Source organism: Achromobacter sp. T5-5 (genome assembly GCF_055397965.1).
In genome coordinates, this window is record NZ_AP027919.1 from 3,216,027 (window position 1) to 3,239,468 (window position 23,442).

The 23,442-nt window shown below is 66.8% G+C and carries 22 protein-coding genes; 9 read left to right on the forward strand and 13 right to left on the reverse strand.

Features of this window, described 5'->3' with window-relative positions; all coding sequences use genetic code 11:
* Positions 1–6 precede the first annotated feature (6 nt).
* The 3 genes from ACZ50Q_RS14605 to ACZ50Q_RS14615 all read left to right on the forward strand — a co-directional run bounded on the left by ACZ50Q_RS14605 (position 7) and on the right by ACZ50Q_RS14615 (position 2,025).
* Positions 7–600, forward strand: coding sequence for a flavodoxin (locus ACZ50Q_RS14605; protein WP_464078768.1), 594 nt, complete (start codon positions 7–9; stop codon positions 598–600).
* Positions 601–609: 9 nt separating this feature from the next.
* Positions 610–1,461, forward strand: a complete 852-nt coding sequence (locus tag ACZ50Q_RS14610; RefSeq protein WP_464078769.1) for an aldo/keto reductase — start codon at positions 610–612, stop codon at positions 1,459–1,461.
* 90 nt (positions 1,462–1,551) lie between these two features.
* Positions 1,552–2,025, forward strand: coding sequence for a (R)-mandelonitrile lyase (locus tag ACZ50Q_RS14615; protein WP_464078770.1), 474 nt, complete (start codon positions 1,552–1,554; stop codon positions 2,023–2,025).
* Positions 2,026–2,428: 403 nt separating this feature from the next.
* On the opposite strand, the gene ACZ50Q_RS14620 is transcribed toward ACZ50Q_RS14615, so the two are convergent.
* Entirely contained in the window at positions 2,429–2,704 is a 276-nt protein-coding gene (locus ACZ50Q_RS14620) for an H-NS histone family protein (RefSeq protein WP_092576080.1), read from the reverse strand.
* A 94-nt stretch (positions 2,705–2,798) separates the two neighbouring features.
* Here ACZ50Q_RS14620 and ACZ50Q_RS14625 point away from each other — a divergent pair, with 94 nt between their 5' ends.
* A complete protein-coding gene (locus ACZ50Q_RS14625) occupies positions 2,799–3,779 on the forward strand; it encodes a helix-turn-helix transcriptional regulator (RefSeq protein ID WP_464078771.1) in 981 nt (326 codons plus the stop codon).
* Positions 3,780–3,796: 17 nt separating this feature from the next.
* Here the strand turns inward: ACZ50Q_RS14625 and ACZ50Q_RS14630 are convergent, their stop codons facing one another.
* The 12 genes from ACZ50Q_RS14630 to ACZ50Q_RS14685 form a co-directional block, all read right to left on the reverse strand.
* Positions 3,797–4,780, reverse strand: a complete 984-nt coding sequence (locus ACZ50Q_RS14630; RefSeq protein WP_076520836.1) for a hypothetical protein — start codon at positions 4,778–4,780, stop codon at positions 3,797–3,799.
* A 9-nt stretch (positions 4,781–4,789) separates the two neighbouring features.
* A complete protein-coding gene (locus ACZ50Q_RS14635; RefSeq protein ID WP_464078772.1) occupies positions 4,790–5,572 on the reverse strand; it encodes a bestrophin-like domain in 783 nt (260 codons plus the stop codon).
* Between the two features lie 67 nt (positions 5,573–5,639).
* On the reverse strand, positions 5,640–8,147 hold the full coding sequence (locus ACZ50Q_RS14640) for a spermidine synthase (protein ID WP_464078773.1): 2,508 nt from the start codon (positions 8,145–8,147) through the stop codon (positions 5,640–5,642).
* An 85-nt stretch (positions 8,148–8,232) separates the two neighbouring features.
* On the reverse strand, positions 8,233–9,855 hold the full coding sequence (locus ACZ50Q_RS14645; RefSeq protein WP_464078774.1) for an arylsulfatase: 1,623 nt from the start codon (positions 9,853–9,855) through the stop codon (positions 8,233–8,235).
* Between the two features lie 44 nt (positions 9,856–9,899).
* Positions 9,900–10,928 (reverse strand): HAD family hydrolase, encoded by a 1,029-nt coding sequence (locus ACZ50Q_RS14650; protein ID WP_464078775.1) that lies wholly within the window; start codon positions 10,926–10,928, stop codon positions 9,900–9,902.
* Complete coding sequence (locus ACZ50Q_RS14655; RefSeq protein ID WP_464078776.1) at positions 10,928–12,316, reverse strand: BatD family protein; 1,389 nt, start codon at positions 12,314–12,316, stop codon at positions 10,928–10,930. Before ACZ50Q_RS14655 ends, ACZ50Q_RS14650 begins: the two co-directional genes overlap by 1 nt.
* The gene (locus ACZ50Q_RS14660; RefSeq protein ID WP_464078777.1) at positions 12,313–13,821 is read right to left on the reverse strand and encodes a VWA domain-containing protein; all 1,509 of its coding nucleotides are present in this window, start codon (positions 13,819–13,821) and stop codon (positions 12,313–12,315) included. The genes ACZ50Q_RS14655 and ACZ50Q_RS14660 overlap by 4 nt, the downstream gene beginning before the upstream one ends.
* On the reverse strand, positions 13,812–14,813 hold the full coding sequence (locus tag ACZ50Q_RS14665) for a vWA domain-containing protein (RefSeq protein ID WP_464078778.1): 1,002 nt from the start codon (positions 14,811–14,813) through the stop codon (positions 13,812–13,814). Before ACZ50Q_RS14665 ends, ACZ50Q_RS14660 begins: the two co-directional genes overlap by 10 nt.
* A complete protein-coding gene (locus tag ACZ50Q_RS14670) occupies positions 14,800–15,291 on the reverse strand; it encodes a DUF4381 domain-containing protein (protein WP_092576062.1) in 492 nt (163 codons plus the stop codon). The genes ACZ50Q_RS14665 and ACZ50Q_RS14670 overlap by 14 nt, the downstream gene beginning before the upstream one ends.
* Positions 15,288–16,223 carry a DUF58 domain-containing protein gene (locus ACZ50Q_RS14675; protein WP_464078779.1) on the reverse strand — a complete coding sequence of 312 codons (936 nt, stop codon included), beginning with the start codon at positions 16,221–16,223 and terminating at the stop codon, positions 15,288–15,290. The genes ACZ50Q_RS14670 and ACZ50Q_RS14675 overlap by 4 nt, the downstream gene beginning before the upstream one ends.
* 23 nt (positions 16,224–16,246) lie before the next feature.
* The gene (locus ACZ50Q_RS14680) at positions 16,247–17,206 is read right to left on the reverse strand and encodes an AAA family ATPase (protein WP_464078780.1); all 960 of its coding nucleotides are present in this window, start codon (positions 17,204–17,206) and stop codon (positions 16,247–16,249) included.
* A 45-nt stretch (positions 17,207–17,251) separates the two neighbouring features.
* Complete coding sequence (locus ACZ50Q_RS14685; RefSeq protein ID WP_464078781.1) at positions 17,252–18,394, reverse strand: formylglycine-generating enzyme family protein; 1,143 nt, start codon at positions 18,392–18,394, stop codon at positions 17,252–17,254.
* A 508-nt stretch (positions 18,395–18,902) separates the two neighbouring features.
* Between ACZ50Q_RS14685 and ACZ50Q_RS14690 the strand changes: the two genes are divergently transcribed.
* Genes ACZ50Q_RS14690 through ACZ50Q_RS14710 form a run of 5 tightly spaced genes read left to right on the forward strand, consistent with a single transcriptional unit; the run spans position 18,903 to position 23,432 of the window.
* Complete coding sequence (locus ACZ50Q_RS14690; RefSeq protein WP_464078782.1) at positions 18,903–20,144, forward strand: urea ABC transporter substrate-binding protein; 1,242 nt, start codon at positions 18,903–18,905, stop codon at positions 20,142–20,144.
* 7 nt (positions 20,145–20,151) lie between these two features.
* Positions 20,152–21,021, forward strand: a complete 870-nt coding sequence (locus ACZ50Q_RS14695) for an ABC transporter permease subunit (protein WP_076520848.1) — start codon at positions 20,152–20,154, stop codon at positions 21,019–21,021.
* A complete protein-coding gene (locus ACZ50Q_RS14700) occupies positions 21,021–22,013 on the forward strand; it encodes an ABC transporter permease subunit (protein WP_092576049.1) in 993 nt (330 codons plus the stop codon). The genes ACZ50Q_RS14695 and ACZ50Q_RS14700 overlap by 1 nt, the downstream gene beginning before the upstream one ends.
* Entirely contained in the window at positions 22,010–22,744 is a 735-nt protein-coding gene (locus ACZ50Q_RS14705; protein ID WP_464078783.1) for an ATP-binding cassette domain-containing protein, read from the forward strand. Before ACZ50Q_RS14700 ends, ACZ50Q_RS14705 begins: the two co-directional genes overlap by 4 nt.
* Complete coding sequence (locus ACZ50Q_RS14710; RefSeq protein WP_464078784.1) at positions 22,728–23,432, forward strand: ABC transporter ATP-binding protein; 705 nt, start codon at positions 22,728–22,730, stop codon at positions 23,430–23,432. Before ACZ50Q_RS14705 ends, ACZ50Q_RS14710 begins: the two co-directional genes overlap by 17 nt.
* The last annotated feature ends 10 nt before the right edge of the window (positions 23,433–23,442 follow it).

Consider the following 23,442-nt stretch of genomic DNA (forward strand, 5'->3'; position numbering starts at 1 on the left):
GCTTGGATGACTGTCGCCCATGATTCGACTCGACGTACGGTGATGGCTGCGCTTGTGACACTTCCCCTGGGAGCCGCAGCCACGGCATCGAACGCTCAGGGCGGTGAGATGCGACAGGTGGGCTCGCGGACACTGGTGGTCTATTTTTCACGATCGGGCAATACGCGCGTCGTCGCCGGTCTGATACATCGTGCGCGTAGTACTGACCTGTTCGAGATCCGGCCGGCCAGTGCCTATCCAGAAGACTACGAGCAAACGGTCGAGCAAGCCCGCAAGGAGACCGAGAGCGGCTACAGGCCGCCTCTGGAGGCGACGGTGCCCGCCATCGCGGGCTATGACACGGTGTTCCTCGGCTTTCCCATCTGGGGCACGACCGTGCCCCCAGTGGTCCGTTCTTTCCTGTCCGCGCACGACCTGTCCGGAAAGGCCCTGATCCCCTTCATCACCCACGGCGGCTACGGGCCAGGGAACAGCAAGTCAGTGCTGGCAAGCGATGCGCCGAAGGCGCGGCTGCTCGATGGTTTCGTCATGGAGATGGACCAGGAGCGGCGAACGATGGAGCGCGTGACGAGCTGGCTCGGCGGCGTCCCGAAAACATAGGAGCTAACCATGCAACAAGTCACTTTGAACAATGGCGTCGTGATGCCCATCCTCGGCTATGGCGTTTTCCAGATTCCTGACCCGCAGGAATGCGAGCGCTGCGTGGTCGAGGCCATCGACACCGGCTATCGGCTGATCGACACGGCGGCGTCCTACCTCAACGAGGAAGCGGTGGGCAGGGGCATCAAGAATGCCAGCGTCCCGCGCGCCGACCTCTTCGTGACGACGAAACTCTGGGTGCAAGACACCGGGTACGAGCGTACCCAGCAAGCCATCGACAAATCGCTGCGCCGCTTGCAGCTGGACTATCTTGACCTCTACCTCATCCACCAGCCATTCGGTGACGTGCATGGATCGTGGCGCGCGATGGAAGACGCCCTGAAGGCCGGCAAGGTTCGCGCTATCGGTGTCAGCAACTTCCATCCCGACCGGTTGATGGACATCATCGGCTTCAACGATGTCGTGCCGGCCGTGAACCAGGTGGAGGTCAACCCGTTCCATCAGCAGGAAACTAGCGTGGCCTTCATGCGCGAAAACGGCGTGCAGGCCGAGGCCTGGGCGCCGTTCGCCGAAGGTCGCAACAACCTGTTCCAGAACGAAGCGCTGGTGGACATCGGCCGCAAGCACGGCAAATCGGTGGGGCAGGTCGTGCTGCGCTGGGTGACGCAGCGCGGCATCGTGGCGCTGGCCAAGTCGGTGCGCAAGGAACGGATGCAAGAGAACCTGCAAGTGCTCGACTTCACCCTGGATGAAGCGGACATGGCCCGCATCGCCCAGCTTGAGACCGGCGAAAGCAGCTTCTTCTCGCACCGGAATCCGGCCATGGTGAAGTGGATGAGCGAGCGTCAGCTCGACATTTGACGGGCCGTGGTCAGCCCTGTTCTGAAGAAAATGAAATGAACAAGGAAATCAAGCAAACACCATGAACCAATTAAAGAGATTTCAGAAGGGATGAACATGAGACTCCCCGCAGCAGCCCTTGCCTTGTCCCTTGGTGCGTCGGCCGTCTATGCGGCCGAACAGGAGCCGATTAACGTTACGCGGGTCGGTTCCAGCCCAAGCAGCGCGGGTGCGGAGCAAAACTTCACCGGATCTGTGTTTGTAGATTCGCGCTTTCAAGCCGCTGCGCCCGCGCGCGTGGGGGGAGGCGTTGTTACCTTTGCGCCAGGTGCACGCACAGCCTGGCATACGCATCCATTGGGCCAGACGCTGATCGTTACGTCAGGTGTGGGGCGAGTACAGAAATGGGGCGATACCGTGCTGGAGATCCGCCCCGGCGACGTCGTCTGGATTCCTCCTGGCGTCAAGCACTGGCATGGAGCCAGTCCGACGGTGGGTATGAGCCACATTGCAATCTCTGAGTCCCTGGAGGGCAAGTCGGTGGAGTGGATGGAAAAGGTCAGCCAAGAACAGTACGGGCAGTGATTCGCAACGACTGTGCGTGGGGACCCGTGCAGTCAGATGAGAGGAGGGGGAGAGTGTTGCTGTATATAACCTTGACGCTTGGCCGTTTGCACACCAAGGCGTAATCAATGCCTGGGCACGCCGGCCACGCGGGGCGTTGCCAGAATGGAGAAGCTGGGGCTATCGTTAATGCGCATAATGTGTATTATGTAAAGTAATGGATAGGCCAAAGTGCCGGGTATTCGCCCCTACTGCAACGTTTCGACAAGACGCCTCTCCCGGCTGGCACGTCGCGCGCCGCCCAGTACAGCCAAGGCAGCAGACACAAGCCGTTACTGACTTATCTGCCCAACGGGGCTCATGATGGCACCGTAATCGGTCGCGCTTCTGGATTCGCCGCACGCCACAGAACGCCCCGCACGACTCAGACCACAAGAAAACGTTTGCGGTCTTGCCCTCGTATCCAGTTCGGCGGCCTGCCGATGCCGTTCCATGTCTGTCCCGTTTCGGGATGGCGATACCGCACCAAATCGGAAAGATCAGGGCCGAACAACTGACCTTGCGTGATTCCGTATTCCCGAATTTTCTGGCGAATGTCCGCCACGAGCAGCTGCAACGCCTGACGGCGCAAGTGTTCCGCCTCGACTTCGAGGCTGCGTATGCGCTCCTTGACCTGCCAGTAGTCTTGGTCTTGCTTCATGGATTCACCCGGTCTGAAGTTTGCAATCAATAAGAGAACCCGCCCCGTCTGTGGGGGGTTATCCGAAAAGCGAATTCTCCGAGGAGTTTTTGCAATGCCGATTCAAGCCGTCTACATGCAGCACGTCTATGCGGGGCTCGAGCCTTTGCAGGCTTTCGATGTCGTGTATGGCGGCAGCTTCGAGCACCGATTGATCTCGTCCAAGCTCGCGGAAATGGAGCATCAACGATTGACGCTCGGCGAAGTGCGGCTGGAGACAGGCCGCTACGAATTCCCCGTGATCGCCCATGGCACCATGCCCACGGACGGGATCTGTATCGGATTCATGGCGGAAGGCGGCGAATGGACCCGCTGCAATACGGCCGCGATCCACTCCGAAGAGATACAGGTCTATCCGGAAGGCATCGAGCTTCTGTATCACGCCAGAGGACACTCCCGCTGGGTGAACTTCACGGCGCCCGAAGGACGCATGCAGCAGATCGCGATTGCGCGTACCGGCCGGCCCTTGCGGCTGCGCAGGCATGGGCTGCATTCGGTATATCTGCGCCGGGGCGGACGGCTTGCGTTGACCACGCTCACCAGCGATGCGCTGGGGCTGGCGCGGCGGCTTCAGGCCGATGGCGGCATGGCGCCGGCGCTGGCCGTAGAGGTATGCGAGTCGTTGCTGACAGGCTACGTGGACGCCCTCTCCGCGGCGGCGCCGCCAGGCAAGCCGGAGAAAATGGCCGTGGAACAACGCCATTACCATTTGATCGCTGCGTGCGAACGGCTGGTCCTGTCTGGCGAAGCCACCGACGTCGCGCTGACGGACGTGGCCCGGCGCAGCGGCTACACCCTGCGCTCGCTCGAGATGATTTTTCGCCGCAGCGTCGGCATGCCGCCCGGGCGGTGGTTCATGACGGCGCGGCTGAACGGCGCATTGCGCGATCTGCTGACTTGCGGCCCCGACGCCACGGTCTCCGACATCGCCTTGAAGTGGGGTTTTCGGCACATGTCGCGGTTTGCCGAGTACTACCGCAACACGTTCGGCGAGTTGCCCAGCGCCACCCTCGCCCGCTCGAGCCCCCGGCCCTGATTCTGTAGCCCCGTCCATCAGAAGCTCACCGCCAGCCCGACCGAGAAGCCGGACACGTTGTTGCCGAACACGTAGCGGCCCACCAGGCGCGTGCGGGTGATGAACAGGTTGTAGGCGCTTGAATCCAATTCCAGGCCCGCACCCACGGAAGTGAGGCGGTCGAACCCGAGAATTCCTTTTTGATCGCCCAGGAATTCGGAGTGGGTCAGCTCCAGCACGTAGCGCAGCGGCCGCTGCAGCGCGACGATGCCCGTGGGCGCCCGATAGCGCGCCCATAGATTGGCGGATTGCGCGATGGCATTGCCGCTTACCGCCGCGGAGCTGTCAAAGCTGCTCAGGCGGATATCGGAATAGCGCAATTCCACGTCCACCTCGTAGCCCGGCCGGTAGTGTTCGTAATCCAGCATGATGGAACCCCCCAGCCCATACGCGTTCAGGGAGCCCCGGTCCAGGAAGTCGACATCCCTGCCGGTGCGCTGCCCCACATACCAGCTTGCGGCGCGCAGGTCGCTGGTCACATTGCCCAGCGCGATGTTGAAGATGGGACGCAGCTTGAGTTCATCGGTCAGCTTGAAATCCCAGCCGATGCCTCCCGTGGCCGAGACGCTATTCCATTTGGCGGGGATGCGCCGTGTTTCGGCGCCCTGAGAGGCGACGAAGGTCGGATCGTATCGGCTGCCGGCCAGCACGCCTTCCAGATAGATGGGTACGGAATCGGAAATCGTGTCCCCTCCCCCCAGCTGCGTCATGAAGAACTGGGTGGATCCCGAGGTCGAGCCCCCGCCGCTGCCGATGTTGAGCGAGCTGGTCGTGATGTCGGGAACAATCGAGAACGACATCAGCGCCAGCACGCCGTTGGCGCGCTTCTGCAGGTCGTCATTGCTCAGGCGCACGCCCTCCTGGGCCCAGGCGGCGGCTGGCGCGCCGCACGCCGCCGCCAGCGTCCATGCCCCGAAACCTACGGCTGCCCGCTGCGCCAAGCGCTCGCCACCGGTGGCCATGGGCTTCTCCTAGCGCGTGCCGCCGTCGGGATCGACCATGGATTGCCGCTGCGACAGCAGCAAGGCATCGCTCTGGTCGATGCGTATCGTGCCGATACGGGGAAACTCGAAATCGATGATGATGTACAGGGCCGCCGTCATGACGACGGCGTACACCACCTGGTGCAGTAACGTCCCGCGCTTGGAAGCGCCGAGGTTCAGGCCGACCAGGCCGGCCGCCACCAGGGTCAGGAAACCCAGGAAGGCGTAGGTCGCCACGGGAGGATGCACTTTCTGCGCCACGGTCTGGGCGGTGGCGACATCGAACATTTCGTTGACCGCGCCGACGTAGGACGCGGCAAAGGGCGGCAGGCTTGCGCGCGCGGCCTGCATCGACGTGCCCCAGATTTCCTTTTGCAGCGCCCCGACGCGGCCGGCGACGACGTCGCGCTGCGCCAAATCGGCCACGCTGCGATAGTAGTTGATGCGCTCGTCGACATAGCGGCGGAATTGATCGCGCAGCCGCGGCTGGTCGGCCGCGTTGACCATGTCGATGCGCAGCCACGCCGTCCCGATGGCGTTGACCTCCTGGACCAGCAGATCGCGGCGGTCGGCCATCCGCTGGGCGGCGCCCGAGAACGTGAAAGCCACCAGCAAACCCAGCAGCGCGAAGACCGAGCCTTCGACGATGGAGACGCCCGAAGCGCCTTTCTCCTCGTTGCGCCGGCCCACCCATTTCCCGAGCTGCATGGCCGCCAGCAGCAATACGAAGAACGCGACTGCCAATCCGGCAAGAAGAAGCGAGTAGTTCATTCGGTCACCCGGTGCATCGTGATGGTTAACGGCGCAGGTTGCTGCTGGCGCCAGCCCTTTGTATTGCTCATCTGGTGTCGGTCCCTGCCATGAACCAGCGCAGATAGGGATTGTCCCGCGCCCGTTGCGCCAACGCGTCCGCATGCCGGCCCCACTCCTGCCGGTCCCCGCGGTAGGCGGCCAACGCGCTCCGATAGAACAGATCGAGAACGGCGCGTTCCTGCTTGATGTCGGCGGTCAGGGCCGGGGCGCCGCCGCCCAGTGGCGGTTCGCCACGCAGCGCCAGCAAGGCGGGCAGCGTATGCACGATCTCGCGCGGCCGGACCCAGGCGGCGTACTCGATGGCGGGACGATCGTCCGTCACCGGCGGGGTCTGCCCCACAAAGCGCGCCAAACCTTCCCTGTCCGTCACCCACGTCGCCAGCAGCGCGGCGGGCGAACCGACGCCAACGTCCGCAAGGGCCTGGCGTAGCCGCGGGTCGGCCATGCGCCCTGCTATCCGCGCCGCGTCCAGGGGCATTGGCTGCAGGGAGCCGACCAGCAGCATCTCGTGCAATTCCGTCGTCCACAGCGTGGCATGGGGAAACACCGCGATAAAGCTGGCCACCAGTGCCCGGGTGTCGTCCAGGTTCTGCGTGGGAAGCGGCAGCCACTGCGCAACCACCCCTTGAGGATTCAGGCGCGTGGCCGCCAGTTCATAAAAATCCTGCGAATAGAGGTTGACCACGCCCGCGGCCGAGGGCGGCGGCGGTTCAAGCGTGATCAGGTCATAGCGCTCCTGGCTGGTGAGCAATTCGCGCCGTCCGTCGCGCAGACGGCGATCCAGGCCCGGATCGGCTGCCGCGTCATAGCTGCCTTTGAACAGCGCGCCGGCCCGCAGGACGCCGGGCAGCAATTCCGCGACCACACGCCGTTCCAGGCCCGGATATCGCGACAAAGCCCCGGCCGTGATGCCTGTGCCATAGCCGATTACCAGCGCGGAGCGCGGCTCGCCCGCGTGGACGGCGAGCGGCAGCAACGCCTGCAGCCGCATATAGCGCAGCGACGGCATGGCGTCGCCGGAGTTGGAAACGCCCTGGATGTAGAGCCGCCGGAACCGCTGCTCGCCTTCGCCTCGTTCCACGACCGCGACCGTGCCTCCCCGGCTTTCGTCGTAAAAGACCAGCTTGCCGTCTTTGGCCCCCGGCAGCCGCCGCGCCAGGTGATCCGCCGGCAGCGCCCAACCCAGGATCAGCACGGCGCCAAACAGGGCAACCGCCACCGCGCGGGTCATCGGCTCGCCGGTGCGCCAGACCGCCGCGATGCCGACGGCGCAGGCGGCTGCGGCCAGGACGGCGAGCGCGTGCACCGTGCCCAGGCGCGGCAACAGGACGAATGCCACAAGCAGGGTGCCGGCGATCCCGCCCAGCGTATTTCCCGCCAGGACCAGCCCCGCGCCCTGCCCTCGGCGGTCGGCAGGAACCGCGATGCGCAGCACGGCCGGAAAGGCCGCGCCGAGCAGCAGGGTCGGCAACAGCACTACCCAGGAGGCGACGACCGCGAACCGGGCGCTCATGCCGGCCAGGCCGCTGTCGCTCCATTGCCGCACCGCGGCCTCGGCCATCGACTGGGCATCGATGAGCCATGGGCCCAGCAGCACCACTTCCAACAGCGCCACCAGACCCGCGCCGGCGATCAGCAGCGCAAATACCCGCCAGGGGTCGCGCAGGCGATGCTCCCAGCGCGCGTATAACGCCGCGCCCAGCGCCAGTCCGGCCAGATAGACGGCCAGCACCACCGAGAACGCGAAAGCCCGGGTGCTCATGAAAGGCACCACCATCTGGGACCACAGCACTTCATAGCCCATCGCGATGGCGCCCGCCGCGCTGTACAGCCCGATGGCCAGCCAGGCTTCGCCCGACAAGGCCCGGGCAGGCGCGGTGGACGGGGCGCGCGGCGCGGGGGCCGCCGCGCGGCGCTGCAGCGCCCAGGCGCCAGCCGCGGCCGCAAGATTCAAGGCGGCTGCAGCGCACGCCGTGCGCCCGACGCCGTAGGCGGGAATCAGCACGAAGGCAGGCAGCAGCGCGCCGGCAATGGCGCCCGCGGTATTGGCGGCATACAGAATTCCGCCGGCCCTGCCGACCTGGGCCGCGCCGCAGGCCCGCAACAGCACGGGCAGCGTCCCGCCCATCAGCATCGGCGGGATGGCCACCACGGCAAGCAGCGTCAGCCAGGCCCCCCAGGACCAGGCCTGTTCGGCGCGCGCAAACTGCGCCGCGCCATGCGAGAGCGCCCAGGTCACCCCCAGGGCAAGCAAGGCCACGCCCAGTTCGATGCCCGCATACAGCCGCAAGGGGTTGGCGCTGCGGTCAGCCACGCGTCCCAGCCAGGCGCTGCCCACGGCCAGGCCGAAAAAGAAGGCGCTGACGGCAAGGGCGATCGCATGAACTTCCACGCCCACGATCAAGGAGAGCTGTTTGATCCACAGAATCTGGAAGATCAGGGCAGCCATGCCGGAAACGACCAGCAGGACCGCCGGCGCCCACAGGCCCCCGACCGCCCTCGCCCGCGCGCCGGCCGTTGCGTGGACCGGCATCTTTCGCACCGAAGCGTTCATAACCCCTCTGCCCTTCAACGTTGGCGATGCCCGGCGGCGGACATGACCGCCGCCGCGCCCCGTCCTACTTGGCCTGCTTTTTGGCCGCCTCTTCGAACTGTTTTTCGATCGCGCGATCCACTTCCTCCTGGACCTGGTCCACGCTGAACGTGGCAGGCCGCTGGCTGGGCGGATACTCGATGAACGTCTTGAGGAACTCCCCGGCCTTCATCGACGCGATGAGCGGCAGGTAATCGTTCTTCACGAGCCAGTCGTAATACTGGTTGGAGACGACATCCGCGCGTTCATAGGGGTCCATGCGCAGGTTGAAGAGCTTGGGCACACGCAGGCACACGAACGGGTCTTTCCACACCGCGAACCCGCCGGGCGCCTGCTGCTCGCAAAAGACCGCCTTCCAGTTCTGATACCGCATCGCGACCAACATGCCGTCGTCGTTGAAGTAAAAGAAGTCTTCCCGCGCGCTGTCGGGTGCCTTGCCTGTCAGGTAATCAAGCTGGTTGTAGCCGTCGAGGTGCACCTTGTAGCTCCGGCCGGCCCCGTCGGGGGTCCAGCCTTTCAGCAGGCGCTGTTTGACGTCCTGGTCCCCGACTGCCGCGAGCAGCGTGGGAAACCAGTCGAGCCCCGACACAATGCCCGTCTTGACTTCGCCGGCGGGAATGTGACCCGGCCAACGTATCATCGCGGGCACCCGGTACGCCCCTTCCCAGTTCGAGTTCTTCTCGTTGCGGAACGGCGTCGTGGCAGCGTCCGGCCAACTGAACTGATTGGGTCCGTTGTCGGTGGTGTAGATCACGATGGTGTTGTCCGCGATCCCCAGGTCGTCGAGCTTTTTCAGCAGCTTGCCCACGTCCTGGTCATGCTCCCACATGCCGTCGGCATAGTCGTTGCCGGGCATGCCGCTCTTGCCTCGATGCTCCGGGCGGATATGGGTGTAGACGTGCATGCGGGTCGTATTCATCCAGAGGAAGAACGGCTTCTCGGCCTTGCCGTGCTTGTCCAGGTAGTCCAGCGCCGCGCCCACGGTCTCATCGTCGATGGTTTCCATGCGTTTGGCGGTGAGCGCGCCGGTATCCTCGATCTTCCCGTCGGCACTGGCCTTGATGACCCCGCGCGGCTGATAGCTCTTGATGATGGGGTCGTTGGAGTTCTTGGGCCAGTACGGGCGCTCGGGCTCTTCCTCGGCATTCAGGTGATAGAGATTGCCGAAGAATTGATCGAAGCCGTGCTTGGTGGGCAGAAACTCGTCCCGGTCGCCCAGATGATTCTTGCCGAACTGCGCCGTGGCGTAGCCGTGGGATTTCAGCGCCTGTGCGATCGTGATGTCACGATCCTGCAGGCCGACCGGCGCGCCGGGCATACCCACCTTGGAAAGCCCCGTACGACGCGCGACCTGACCGGTGATGAACGTCGAGCGGCCTGCCGTGCAACTGTTCTCGGCGTAGTAGTCCGTGAAGATCAGCCCTTCCTTGGCGATGCGGTCGATATTCGGCGTGGTGTAACCGACCACGCCCTTGCCATAGGCGCTGATGTTCGTCTGACCGACATCATCGCCGAATATGACGAGTATGTTGGGCTTCTTGCCGGAATCCTGGGCTTTGGGCGGCGCGCTCTGGGCATGGACCCCGCCCGCCAGCGCGAGGCTGCTGGCGACCATCAAGGCCGCTCCCCACCATCGTCCTGCTTTCATCGCTGCTCTCCTTGCCCGCGCACGGGCACCTAGTCAACAAAAAATCAAGGTTTTTCAGACGGATAGATTCGCTTCCACTCCTTTTCCATATCAACAATCGTCCAACCCTGGACGCGCGCTGCGTCCAGGGCTTTGTCAAGGCGGCCGACGTGGGATTGGCGGTCATACGCCCATTCGCGCTTGGCGTCGGTGTGATGGACCAGGCCGGCAAAGCGCTTGCCGGGGCCGGCCATGGTCCACTGGAGCATCTGCAGATCGCCATCCGAGTTGCCGAACGCCAGGATCGGCCGGCGTCCGATCTGGCGCTGGATCGCCACCGGCTTGCCGGGGCCGTCGTCGTTGAACTCCAGCTTGGGCTGGCGCATGAGCTGGAACGAGGCCCCGTCGGACACGAAATCGGTAGCGAGAACAGTGCCGATGACCTGTTCCGGCGGGATGCCGTACGCCGCCTGCGTCCAAGGACGCATGAACTCGGTCTCGCCGCCAGAGACGATGTACGTCTTGAAATCGCGGGCGCGCAGGTAGTCCAGCAGCTCCCGCATCGGCAGGTACGTCATGCTGCTGTAGAGCATGCCGGTCTGGGGATGGTGCGCGGTCTGCCGCCAGCGATCGACGCGCTGGCTGAACTGGTCGACGCTCATGCCGGTGTGAGTGGCAACGATGATCTCCATCATGCCGTGCGAGCCCGACTTGGCGAGCGCGGCCTGGTCGTTCTGCAACGCGGCCTTGAACGGCTGGCGCACCTGCCATTCGGGATGGGAAGGCGCCTGCGCGCGGACCTCGTCCAATGCGAACAGCACCTCGAAGTACAAAGGCTGTTCGCTCCAGAGCGTGCCGTCGTTGTCGAAGACGGCGATGCGGGCTTCCGGCGCCACGAAATCCGGACTGCCCGGCTGTGTCACGGCCTTCACGAATTCGACGATGGCGTCGCGCGAGGGGCCGTCCGCCCAGGAAGGCAGGTCGGCATGCGTATGGGATTGCGGCGCCGCGCAGCCGGCCAGCAGGCACAGCGCCAGCAGCCACATCATTGCGAGCCAGCGCCGCACCGGTTCGAGTTCATTGAAACGCCGCATCAGCTTCTCCCCGTGCGCGGATCGCGCCCTTGGTTCACAGGATTGAGTTCCACAGGCAAGGCGTGGCGGGCCGGCGTGGACCGGCGCCAGGCTTTGCGCCATGCGCGGCTGCGCGAGGCCAGGCGAGCCCGCCAGCCGTCCCCGCCTGCGCCCGTTCCGTACACCTGGCGCAGCGTGGCTTGCGCAAACTCGCGGTCCCGCTCGTTCATCGGGGCCAGCGCCGCCCGCAGCGCCACCGCGCCGCCGCTGCGCCGCATCCATCGGTAGAAATCGCTCAGCACGGGGCGCGACGCGCGCGCCTCGCGGCGCCAGGCCCGCCAATAGCACGGTTCGCTTGCCCGCCAGCGTTGCCTGCCGCGCTGGACGGCGGCGCCCAGGGCCCGCGCCTGCCGTTTCCACCAGGACCAGCCCAGCCACAGCGCCAGTCCCACGGCGGCCAGGCCGGCCAGCACGGGCATCGCCCACGCAGGCAGCGCCCAGCGCGCGCCGTGGCGCAGCTTGGCAAGGTCCTCGCTCAGCGAAAAAGGCGGCGGGGCCGCGGGCGCGGCGGCGACGTCCACTTGGCGGCCGGGCAAGGTCTGGCTTTGCGCCGCGCCGCTGCGTCCGTCGGTCCAGTGCAATGTCAGCGGCGGCAACGCGAAGCTGCCCGCCTCCTGCGCCACATAGTCGGCGCGGTCGATCCGTTGCGCGCCCACGAAGCCGCCGCGTCCGTCCGTCAGCGTGATGACCTCGGGCTCGCGCGGATAGCGCTTGAAATGCGGCACGTCCGCCAACGGAGCGGGCGGCAGCAGCATGGGCTGCACGCCGTCGGCGCGCTGCGTGACGCTGCGGGTAATGCGGCCGCCCTGGACGAGGGGATCGGGGGCCAGCGCAAAGGACTGCGTCACGGTCAGTTCCCCGACGACCTTGTCCGGCCGGGCTTCGCCCGAAATCGCGATGGACAGCGGCGCGCTCTCGGCCGTGATGGCGGCGCCGCCCGGGCCCAGGTGGGCCGATACCCGCAAGGCCGGTATGTGCAGGGTGCCGGCGGACTGCGCACTGAGCAGGTAGGTGTAGCGCAAGCCGTTCAAGGCCACGCCGTCCCGCTCGTCGCGCACCAGTTCGCCCTGGCCTGACGGCGGGGTCACCATGACGCCGGGCAGCTCCAGTTTCGGCAACTGGGGCGGTTGGGTGAACCAGGTGCTGGTCATGACTTCGAGATGCAGTTCGACCGTGGCGCCTGTCTGGCCCTGGGCGGGCGCCTGGGCGGTCACACGCAGAACCGCCGTGTCCTGCGCGTGCAGCGGAAGCGGCAGCGCGATTCCCAGCACCAGCACCACCGCCAGCACCAGTGCCATCGACGCCGCCATCCCCGGCAGCAGGCCGCATCGGCGGGCCCGGCGCATCATGGCTGCCTCCCCGCGTCCTGGACCGCGAACTTGCCGCGCAGAAAGCGCGCGGGCGACAGGCTCAGCGTGCGCAGCCAGATGTCTTCCGACGCCGCCTGCTGGACCTGCACGGTGGCAAGTTGGCCTGCCTGGGCGGTCTTGTCGGCGATGGTCTGATCGGGGGGCTCGGCCTGGTCGCCCTGCTGCTCCTCGCTCATCGCGGCGAGCAGGCGCGCCACGATGCCGCGGTTCTCCACCGCTGCCGGCCACCCGGGCCGAAGCGCCAGCGCCCGGTCGTAGGCCGCCAGCGCCGCGTCATACCGGCGCAGCCGCACCTGCGTGTTGCCAACATAGAAATACGCCTCGGGCGTGGTCTGCTGCGAAAAGGCCGCCAGGGCGGCGGCATAATCGCCGGCCGCATAGGCCGCGCGCCCTTTCCAGTAAGGATTCTGGAAATGCCCGGCGGCGGCGCTGAAGTCGCCGCGGTCGAACGCCAGGCGGCCCTGCTGGTCGGGCGTGAGGAACGCGTCGGCCAGCCCGTTGGCGTGGACCTGCGGCGGCGCCGCAAAGGCAAACACGCCCGCCAGCACGCAGGCCTGCCACGGCACCCGCCAGCCGCGCCGCACGGCCAGCAGCGCCAGCAAGGCCAAGGGCCAGCACAGCCAATATCCCGCATCTTTCCAGTGGGACGGACCGGCGCCGGCGTCCTGCACGGACTCGAAGTGCTGTTGCGCGTGCAAGGTGATCCAGTCCAGGTCCTCCGGGGTGGCGGTCAGGCTGCCCAGCGGCGCATCGGCGGCACGGGCCAGGGCGCGCAAGGCGGGCTCGTCGATGCCTCCCTGCGAGTCGGCCCTGCCCACCGCCATGACGAGAATCTGCAGATTGCCGGCGGCCTGCGCCTGCCGGCGGACGGGGTCGGCGGCGGACGCGCCGTCGGTCATCAGGAGCAACGTGCCGCCGGCGCGTTCGGTCGCCAGCACCTGCGCCGCCAGCGCGATGGCGCCCGGCACGTCGCGCCCGTCCCGTTCGATGAGGTCGGTGGACAGCGCCTGGATAAACAGGTCCAGCAGTTCCCGGTCGTCGGTGGGCGGGAGCACCAGGTGGCTGCTGCCGGCGTAGGCGATAAGGCCGGTCTTGGCGCCCGCCCGCCTGGCGGCCAGGTCGCGCAGCGTTTGCTTGGCGGCTTCCAGCCGCGAGGGGGGCACATCCGTGGCGTCCATCGTCGCCGACAGGTCGACCGCGGCGACCAGCGGCGCCACGTTGTCGAGGAAGTCGGGTTCGTCCCGTTGCCAGGCGGGTCCCGCCGCGGCCACCGACCCCAGCGCCAGCATCGCCGCCACCAGGTCCAGCGGCCGAGGACCGCGCGATCCGGCCGACCGCACGGTCAGATAGGGCAACAGATGGGGCGCGATTCCGCTGTCCCCCACCCCGCCCCGGTGCGCGCGGCCGGCCGCCCACAGGGCGATGGCCAGCGCAATGCCCAGCAGGAACCATGGCCGCAGGAAGTGAAAGGCGCTCAGGTCCACGATGCGCTCCCCCTGCCCTTGCCCGCGCCGAGGTGCATTCGCAGGGCCGCGACGGCGTGCCAGAGCGCCAGCAAGGCCAGCGCCGCGGCCAGAGGCGCCCAGAAATACTCGTGCTTGGGCTGATGCCGCAGCGTGTTCACCTCTTGCGGCGTCAGGCGATCCAGTTCGGCGTAGACCTCTTGCAGCGCGGTCAGGTCGCCGGCGCGGAAGAACCGCCCGCCCGTCGCGTTGGCAATGGCCTGCAGCGCATCGAAGTCCACCCGGTCCTCGCCGCTGGCCTGGGGATCGCCAATGCCTATCGTATGCACGACGATGTGGTGCGAGGCGGCAAGCCGGGCCGCGCGCGGCGGCGGCACCGCGCTGGCGGTATCGTTGCCGTCGGTCAGCAGGATCATGACCTTGTCGCGCTCCCGGGCCGCGTCCAGCATGCGGATGCCCAGCCCGATCGCGTCGCCGATGGCGGTATTCGGCCCGGCCATGCCGACGGCGGTCTGGTCCAGCAGCAGGCTCAGGGTTGCATGGTCGCGGGTCAGCGGCGCCTGGGGATAGGCCCCCGTGCCGAACACGATCAGCCCCAGCCGGTCGTCGCCGCGTTTGGCGATGAAATCCGACACCACGTCCCTGACTGCCTGCCAGCGCGTGGCCGGCCTGCCCTGGGCATCGTGGAAATCGGCGCTATCCATGGATTGCGAGATGTCCACCGCCAGCAGGATGTCGCGCACCGGCTCGGTATGGGTCAGGGGCGGCTCGACCCATTGCGGGCGGGCAATCGCTAACAGCAGCAGCAGCCACACCGCCACGTTCAGCCATAGCTGCCCCGCACCGGCCGCCACGCCGGGGCGCGTGGGCGACTTGCCCGTCAGCCTTGCCATGGTGTCGAAGAACGGCGTGCGCAGTGCGCTGCGAGCCTGCACATAAGGCGGCAGCCAGCGATAGGCGGCCCAGGCCAGCGGCGCCGCCGCCAGTAGCCAGGGATACTCAAGCCGCCACATGATGACGCTCCATCCAGTGCCGGGCCGCCGCCAGCAGCCGGCGCACCTCTGCCGGATCCAGGGTGCGCACGGCCGCGTCCGGCCCATAGGCCAGCGTCGCCAGCAGATGCGCGCCATCGCCGGGCAGCGGCGGGCCGTTGCGGGCCAGCCATGCCGCCCAGGCCTCGCCCGTCAGGGGCGCGGCCTTGCCCCCGGGCGCTTGCGCGGCCAGCGCGGTGCGCTTGAGGAGCGCGGGCAGGCCGCGCGCCGCCAGCGGATCGGACGCGGCGGCGGCCTCGATCTGTCCCAACTCGGAAAGCGCCTCGCGCCGGTAGCGGTTCCTGCGCCAGCGCCGCAACCCGCGCAGCGCCAGTCCGCCCGCCACCACCGCCAACAGCAAGGCCAGCACCGCCCAGCCCCAGGTCTGCGGCCAATAGGAAACCGGCGCGGGCAAAGGCAGCTCGCGCAACTGATCCAGGCCGGGCAGTTCGGCGTTCATGGCCGCCCTCCTGTGGCACGCCGGCCCAGCTCGCTGCGCAACTGCGTGGCCTCGTCCTGCGCGGTGTCGATGGTAAGCAAGGGCACGCGGCTGCGGCGCAGCAGCTCGGCCACCTCGCGCAAACGGCCGCTGAAGAAGTTGGCCAGCGGCTGGCGTTCGCGCTGACTTCCCACGGCGATTTCCAGGTGCAGCTCGCCCTGGGTCACCAGCAAATGGCCGCGGGCCGGAATGTTCTGCGCCATCGGGTCGAAGATCAGCGCCGCGACCACGTCGTTGTGCGCCGCCAGCAGACGCAGGCTGCGCAAGGTGTCGTCGTCGGCGCCAGAGAAGTCGCTGACGATGCAGACCAGGCTATCGTGCGGCGCCTGCGCCAGGGCCGCGCGCAGCGCCGCGTTCAGGCCCCCCGTCCGGAGGCGGTCAGGACGCTCGGCCGACAGGCCCTGGTTGGCCCGGACCACTTCCGCCAGGAACGTGCGCACGCGGTCCCGGCTGCGCAGGGGTTTGATGCTGCGCTGGCCGTCATCGTCGAAGACGATGCCGCCGACGCGGTCACCGGCCCGGAACGCCATCCAGGCCGCCATCGCGGCGACCCGCGCGGCGACCGCACACTTGAAGGCCCGCACCGATCCGAAATACATGCTCATGCGCTGGTCCGCCAGCACCAGCGTGGGGCGGTCGCGCTCCTCGGTGTAGGCGCGCACATAGGGTTTGCCGTAGCGCAGCGAGGCCCGCAGGTCCAGTTGGCGCAGGTCGTCGCCGGCCACATAGCGGCGCAGCTCGGCAAAGTCCAGCCCTCGGCCGCGCAGCCGCGAGCCATGCAGGCCGGCCAGCACGCTGCCCAGCGGCTGGGCCGCATGAAAGGACAGCCCGGCGATCGCCCCTTCCAGGGCGACGAGCTCGTGCAGCGGCGGATGGACGGGGTGCGATTCCACGTTGGCGTCCCTTGGGCGGGTCCCTAGGCGGGCACCGCGACCGTGTCCAGCAGACGGTCGATCGCCGCGCCGGGGGTCACGCCATCGGCCACCGCGTCGTAAGACAAATGCAGGCGATGGCACAGCACCGCGTGGGCCACCTCGCGCACGTCGTCGGGCGAGCTGAAGTCCGCGCCCGACAACCAGGCGTGCGCGCGCGCGGCGCGGTCCAGCGCGATGGCGCCGCGCGGACTGGCACCCACCTGGATCCAGCGCGCCAGCTCGGGGTCGCCCGGACGCCGCGTGCTGTTGACCAGGTCGACGATGTAGCGGTCGGTCGCCGCCGACACGTGGACGGCCGCGGCGTCGGCCCGGCAGGCGAACAGCTCTTCCTGGGACAGGCGCGTCGGCGCCGCCTTCGCCTCGCGCGGCTGGCGCAGTAGCGCGAGCATCGCCGCCTCGTCGTCGGCCGCCGGATAATCGAAGCTGATCTTCATCAGGAATCGGTCCATCTGTGCCTCGGGCAAGGGATAGGTGCCCTCCTGCTCGATCGGGTTCTGCGTGGCCAGCACCATGAACAGCGGCGGCATGGCGCGCGTTTCGCCGCCGACCGTGATCTGCCGTTCCTCCATGGCTTCCAGCAGGGCCGACTGGACCTTGGCGGGCGCCCGGTTCACCTCGTCGGCCAGGATGAGATTGCCGAACAGCGGGCCCGGCTGGAAGGCGACCTGGTGCCGCCCTTGCGCGTCCTGCTGCAGGACGTCGGCGCCGGTGATATCCGACGGCAGCAAGTCCGGGGTGAACTGGATGCGGCGCATCTCAGCCGCAAGGTGCGCGGCCAGCGCCTTGACCGACCGCGTCTTGGCCAGGCCAGGCAAGCTTTCAAGGAGGACGTGTCCGTCCGCCAGCAGCGCCAGGATGATCTTGCGGATTACCGGCGCCTGCCCAAGCACTTCCCGGGACACCGCCTGTTCAAGCGCCAGAATGCCGTCACGATTCGCCATGCCTCTTCCCCCCACCAGGATAGGCCGCTCGCAAGGAGCGGATGATCAACGGCTGGCGATGCTGCCCTGCCGGGTCTTGGCCAGCTTCCATTGGTCCGGCGTCATGACGGTGCGAAAGCCCAGGTGCGACATGGGGTTGAGCGGGTCGGTGCCGCGCCGGGCGCTGGCGCGGTAGCTGATGCAATAGGTATCGCTGCAGAGAAACGAGCCGCCGCGGGTCACGCGCTTGGGCGCCGCGGCCGGCACGCTGCGATCGTCGGGGTCGAAGCTGTCGGCCGGTCCCGCAGGGTCCTGCGGGGGCTGGCGGAATTGCGCCTGCACCTGAAAGGCGTCCGCGCGATACCAGTCGGCCGTCCATTGCCAGACATTGCCGGCCATGTCGTACAGGCCGTATCCATTGGGCGCATAGCTGCCGACCGGCGTCGTGCCCACTTGCACCTTCTCATCCTTGACCACGGGAAACGGTTGCTGCTGCCGGGTGTCCCAGATGTTGGCCATGGCCTTGCCGTCGGGCTGCAGTTCATTGCCCCAGCTATAGGTCGCCTGTTCCAGCCCGCCTCGCGCGGCGAACTCCCATTCGGCCTCGGTCGGCAGACGTTTGCCGGCCCATTTGGCATAGGCCTGCGCGTCTTCGTATGACACTTGCACGACCGGGTGTTCATCCTTGCCGTCGATATTGCTGCCGGGCCCCAGCGGATGACGCCAGTTGGCCCCGGGCACGAAGCGCCACCATTGCGAGAAATCGCGCAGCGAGACTTCGGTTTCGGTGCCGATGAAGACCATGCCGCCCGGCACCAGCGCGCTGTCGTCCGGGCGCGGCGTGCCGGGCGGCAATTGCGGACGCAGGTCTTCCCAACGCGGTTTTTGCTCTGCGGTGGTGACATAGCCGGTGGCGTCGACGAAACGGCGGAATTGCGCATTGGTGACGTCGTTAACGTCCATCCAGAAGCCGCTTACCCGCACCTTGTGCGCGGGACGTTCGTTGGGCTGCGACATCTGATGGTCGTTGCCCATCAGGAATTCGTTCCCGGGGATCCAGGCCATGCCTGCCGGGCCGCTTTTGCCGTCGCCCAACTTGGCGACAGTGGCTTGGGGTGTGGTGAAGGTTCCCGCCACATAGGCGCCGATTGCGGCCGAAGCCCCAAGAATCGCCGCCACGGTCAATCCGATCTTCAGCTTCTGTCTCACGTTCGTTCTCCGACATGGGGGGCAAGGCGGACGATGGTGTGTCAGGAATTGAGAAGTCTCTTATTGCGCTGAATCAAAAATAGTTCCTGATTGGGCCAGGCGCTATCCGAAATGCGAAAACCGGGGGAAAGTTTTTTCATGCGGCGTCGATGCACCATCGATACGCCATCGGTGCGCGACCGATATGCCCACAGCCGCGGGACGTCGTGCCCTGCCCGCGCAAACCAGCCTAGGGAAATCCCGGGGCTATTCCGCGCCAAATCCTTCCCCTAGAATTCGCCTTGTCCTCTTCCCCGAGGACCGGCCGGGCAAGTTCCAAAGGCGCAACTGCCAACAAGGCCGCTCAGTTTTTCTCGTCGACAACGGCGTCGACATCCAGCCGACTTCTCGGCACATCCAAACACCTACACACGTCTACGCGACTTTCGGCGTTGGCCCCTGCTCGTCCCTGTCTTTTGCGCCGGGCGTGGGTCCGTGCGCGCCGCAAGCGCTCAAGGGGCCTATTAACATGAGCATGAACCGCCGTCAGTTCCTCTCGTCCACCGCGGCTACCGCCGCCTCCGCCACCCTGATGGGGCTCTCCGGCACGCGCGCGTTTGCGGCCGGCGAGGAAAAAATCAATGTCGCCGCCATCTACGATCTGTCGGGCGGCCTGGACATCTACGGCAAGCCGGTGATGGACGCGCTGCGGTTTGCGGCCGAAGAAATCAACGCCCAGGGCGGCCTCTTGGGCAAGCAGCTCAACTTCATTGCCTACGATGCGCAGTCGAACATGCAGCTGTATGCCCAGTTCGCGCAGCAAGCCGCGCTGCGCGACAAGGCGGCCGTGGTGCACGCGGGCATTACGTCGGCTTCGCGCGAGGTCGTGCGCCCGGTGCTGAACCGCTATCGCACGCTGTACTTCTACGACAACCAGTACGAAGGCGGCGTGTGCGACCGCAACTACTTCGCCGCCGGCGTCACGCCTGCGCAGACCGTGCAGAAGCTCGCGCCCCACGCGGTCAAGAAATGGGGCAAGAAGGTCTACATCGTGGCGGCCGACTACAACTACGGCCAGATCGTGTCCAACTGGGTGCGCAAGTACGCCGCCGACGTGGGAGGCAAGACCGTGGCGACCGAGTTCTTCCCGCTGGACGTCACCGACTTCGGCGCGGCCATCTCGAAGATCCAGGCGGCCTCGCCGGACTTCATCTGGTCGGCGCTGGTGGGCGGTGCGCACATGTCGTTCTATCGCCAATGGAAAGCCACCGGCATGACGGGCAAGATCCCCCTCGCCTCCACGACCTTCGCCGGCGGCAACGAGCACATTGTGTTGTCGCCCGAGGAATGCAACGGCTTCCTGGTCTGCCAGAACTATCTGCAAGAGCTGCCCGGGGCGGTCAACGCCGACTTCGTCAAACGCTTTCATGCCCGCTACGGCGCCGACTATCCCTACATCACGGAACTGGCCATGGGCGCCTACCAGGGCTTCATGCTCTGGGCCGAAGGCGTGCGCAAGGCCGGCTCGGTGGACCGGATGAAGGTCATCGAAGCGCTGGAATCCGGCATTGCCATCGATGCCCCCAGCGGCCGCGTGACGCTGGATCCGGCAACCCACCACTGCACCCTGGACGTGCACATCGCCGAGGTGCGTGACCGCAAGCTCAATCTGGTCGAGAGCTTTCCCCAGCAGCAGCCCGGCGACACGGCCGCCGTCTGCGACCTGATCAAGAACCCGGCGGACAACCGTCAGTACGCCATCAAGTTCTGAGCGATCCATGGATATCGTTGTCATCTATGCCATCGATATCCTGGGTGCGATCGCCATCCTGGCGCTCTTGAGCGTCGGTTTGGCGGTGGTATTCGGGATGATGAAGATCATCAACCTCGCGCATGGCGAGTTCATGATGCTGGGCGGCTATGTCGCCATCCTGGCCACCAATCAATGGGGCGTGCCGATCTGGATTTCCATGCTGGTCCTGGCGCCGCTGGCCGTCGGCCTGTTTGGCGTGCTGGTTGAACACCTGCTGGTGCGTCACCTCTATGGGCGCATGATAGACACCATGCTCGCCACGTGGGGGCTGTCGCTGGCGGTCATCGGCCTGGCCACCATGGTCTTCGGCAACACCACCGTCGGGATATCTTCGCCCTTGGGCGGCGTTGCCATCGGCACGCGCCAGGCCAGCGGCTACACCCTCTTTCTGATCGCGTTGGCCGCGGGCGTCATGGTGGCGCTGTGGTGCTTGCTGCGCTTTACCGACTTCGGCCTGCGTGCCCGCGCCTGCATGCAGAACGCGGCCATGGCCAATGCCCTGGGCATGAACCCCAATGGCGTCTACAAGCTGACCTTCGGCCTGGGCGCGGCCTTGTCCGGCATGGCCGGAGCCGTGCTGGCGCCGTTGACCGGCGTCATCCCGACCATCGGCGCGGCCTATATCGCCAAGGCCTTCATCACGGTGATCAGCGGGGGCAGCGCCGTCATCGCCGGCACGGTAAGCGCCTCGGGCTTTTTCGGCGCCATCAGCCAGGGCGTGACGTTTCTGGCCACGCCGGTCTACGGCCAGGTGGCGCTGCTGCTGGCCGCCATCGTGCTGATCCGTCTGCTGCCGCAAGGCATCACCGGCCGATTCTTCAAGCGAGCAATCTGATGCGTGTACCCGTGATTTCTCTGGGGCTGGGCGCCGTGGCCATCGCGGCCGCGGTGTTCCTGCCCACCGTCGTCGATATGTTCAGCCTGCTGTCCATGACCGTCTACCTGGTCATGGCCCTGCTGGCCTTGAGCCTGGCTTTTGTCTGGGGGCATGGCGGCATCCTGTGCTTTGGACAGGCGGCCTTCTTTGGCCTGGGCGCCTATGCCTGGGCGGTCGGCGCCTTCAACTTCGGGCCGGGCCTGGGGGCCATGGCGCTGGCTGTCGCCGTGCCGGCGGCCTTTGCCGCGCTGCTCGGCTATTTCATGTTCTACGGCAAGATCAGCGACGTGTACCTGGGCGTCATCACGCTGGCCGTGACGCTGATCCTCTTTAACTTGATGAATTCCACGTCGGGCGACAGCTATCGCATCGGCGAGGCCCTGCTGGGCGGCTTCAACGGCATTCCGTCGATCCCGCCGCTGACCTTGCCCGGCGCGGCCGAACCGCTGTCTCCGGAAGGCAGCTTCACGCTGGCTGCCTTGCTCCTGATCGCGGCCTATTTCGGCCTGCGCGCCGTCATGGCGTCGCGCCTTGGACGCGTGGTCGCCGCGGTGCGCGAGAACGAACAGCGCGCCCTGCTGCTGGGCTACGACGCCAGCCTGTACAAGCTGGCCGCCTTTACGCTGGGCGGCGCGCTGGCCGGGCTGGCGGGCATGCTGTACGCGAACTGGGGCGCGTTCGTCAGTCCCGGCGTCTTCGGCCTGTCGCAGTCGGCGCAGATCATCATCTGGGTGATTGTCGGCGGACGCGGCACCCTGATCGGTCCCGTCATCGCGTGCGTGGCGCTGCAAGCCATGGTCACGCAACTGGGCGCACAGCACACCGTGGACACCGGCCTCGTGCTCGGGGTGATCCTCATCCTGTTTGTGCTGTTGATCCCCCGGGGCCTGGCGCCGACGGTGGCCGACGCCGCCCGCCGTCTGTTGCGCTCGCCGAAGGAGCAGGCATGAGTACGCTTTTGTTGGAAACCCAGGGCCTGGGCGTAAGTTTTGGCGGCGTGCACGCGGTGCGTGAAGTCGATTTCCGCCTGGAACTGGGCGAGGTGCGCTGCCTGATCGGTCCCAATGGCGCCGGGAAGAGCACTTTCTTCAAGATGCTGTCGGGACAGTTGCGCCCGACCCACGGCGAGATCCGCTTCAAGGGCCAACCCCTGCGCGGCCTGGCGACGCACGAAGTGGCGCGGCTGGGCATCGGCATCAAGACCCAGGTGCCCAGCGTCTTCGAAGGCCTGGACGTGCGCGAGAACCTGCGGCTGGCGGCCGCGCGGCGCGCCGAGGGTGCGCCGGCCGAGATCGCCGCCCAAGTGCTGGCCGAGATCGGCCTGCAGGCGCAGGCCGCCACGCCCGTCAACGCGCTGGCCCACGGTCAACGCCAGTGGGTCGAGCTGGGCATGATCCTGGCATCGCGGCCCGAACTGGTTCTGCTGGATGAACCGGCGGCCGGCATGACGCACCAGGAAGTGCGCAGGACCGCCGAGGTGATCGCGGCCATCAACCGCCACAGCACCGTCGTCGTGGTCGAGCATGACATGGCCTTCATCCGCCTGATCGCGGGCCGCATCACCGTTTTCAACCAGGGCGAAGTGCTGGCGGAAGGCAGTTTCGACGACATCATGGCGCACGCGGGCGTGCGCGCCGCCTATCTGGGCAAGCAAGGAGAAACGCATGCTCCACGCGCATGATCTGAAAGCCGGCTACGGCCGCATCCCGGTGCTGCATGGCGTCAGTTTCCAGATGGCCGCCGGAGAATTCACCGGCATCCTGGGCCGCAACGGCATGGGCAAGACCACGCTGCTGCGCGCGCTGATGGGCGAACTGCCGCTCACCGGCGGCGAGCTGACGCTGGGCGAACGAAAGATAGGCGCGCTGGCGCCGCACGCGCGGGCCCGCCAGGGCCTGGGCTTCGTGCCCCAGGGGCGGCAGATCTTCCCAGCGCTGAGCGTGGCCGAGAACCTGCGCATGGGCTGCGTGAAGAATCTGCGCGAGGCCGACGCCAGGATCGCTTCGGTGCTGACGGTTTTTCCGCGCCTGCAGCGCCTGCTGGACCGCCCGGGCGGCAGCCTGTCGGGCGGCGAGCAGCAACTGCTGGCGCTGGCCCGCTGCCTGTGCGGCGAGCCCCGGCTCATGCTGCTGGACGAACCCACCGAAGGCATCCAGCCCTCGATCTGCGATGAAATCGTCGAAGCCTTGCAGACCCTGCGCGCCTCGCATGGCATTGCCATCCTGCTGGTCGAACAGGACATCGACTTTCTGTGCGCGTTGTCCGATCGAATCCTGGTGCTGGAAAAAGGCGAGCTGATCGCCGACGTTCCCACCGCCACCACCACTCCCCAAGAGATCGCCCGGCGTTTCGGCGGTCTGCAATCCTGATACGGAATCC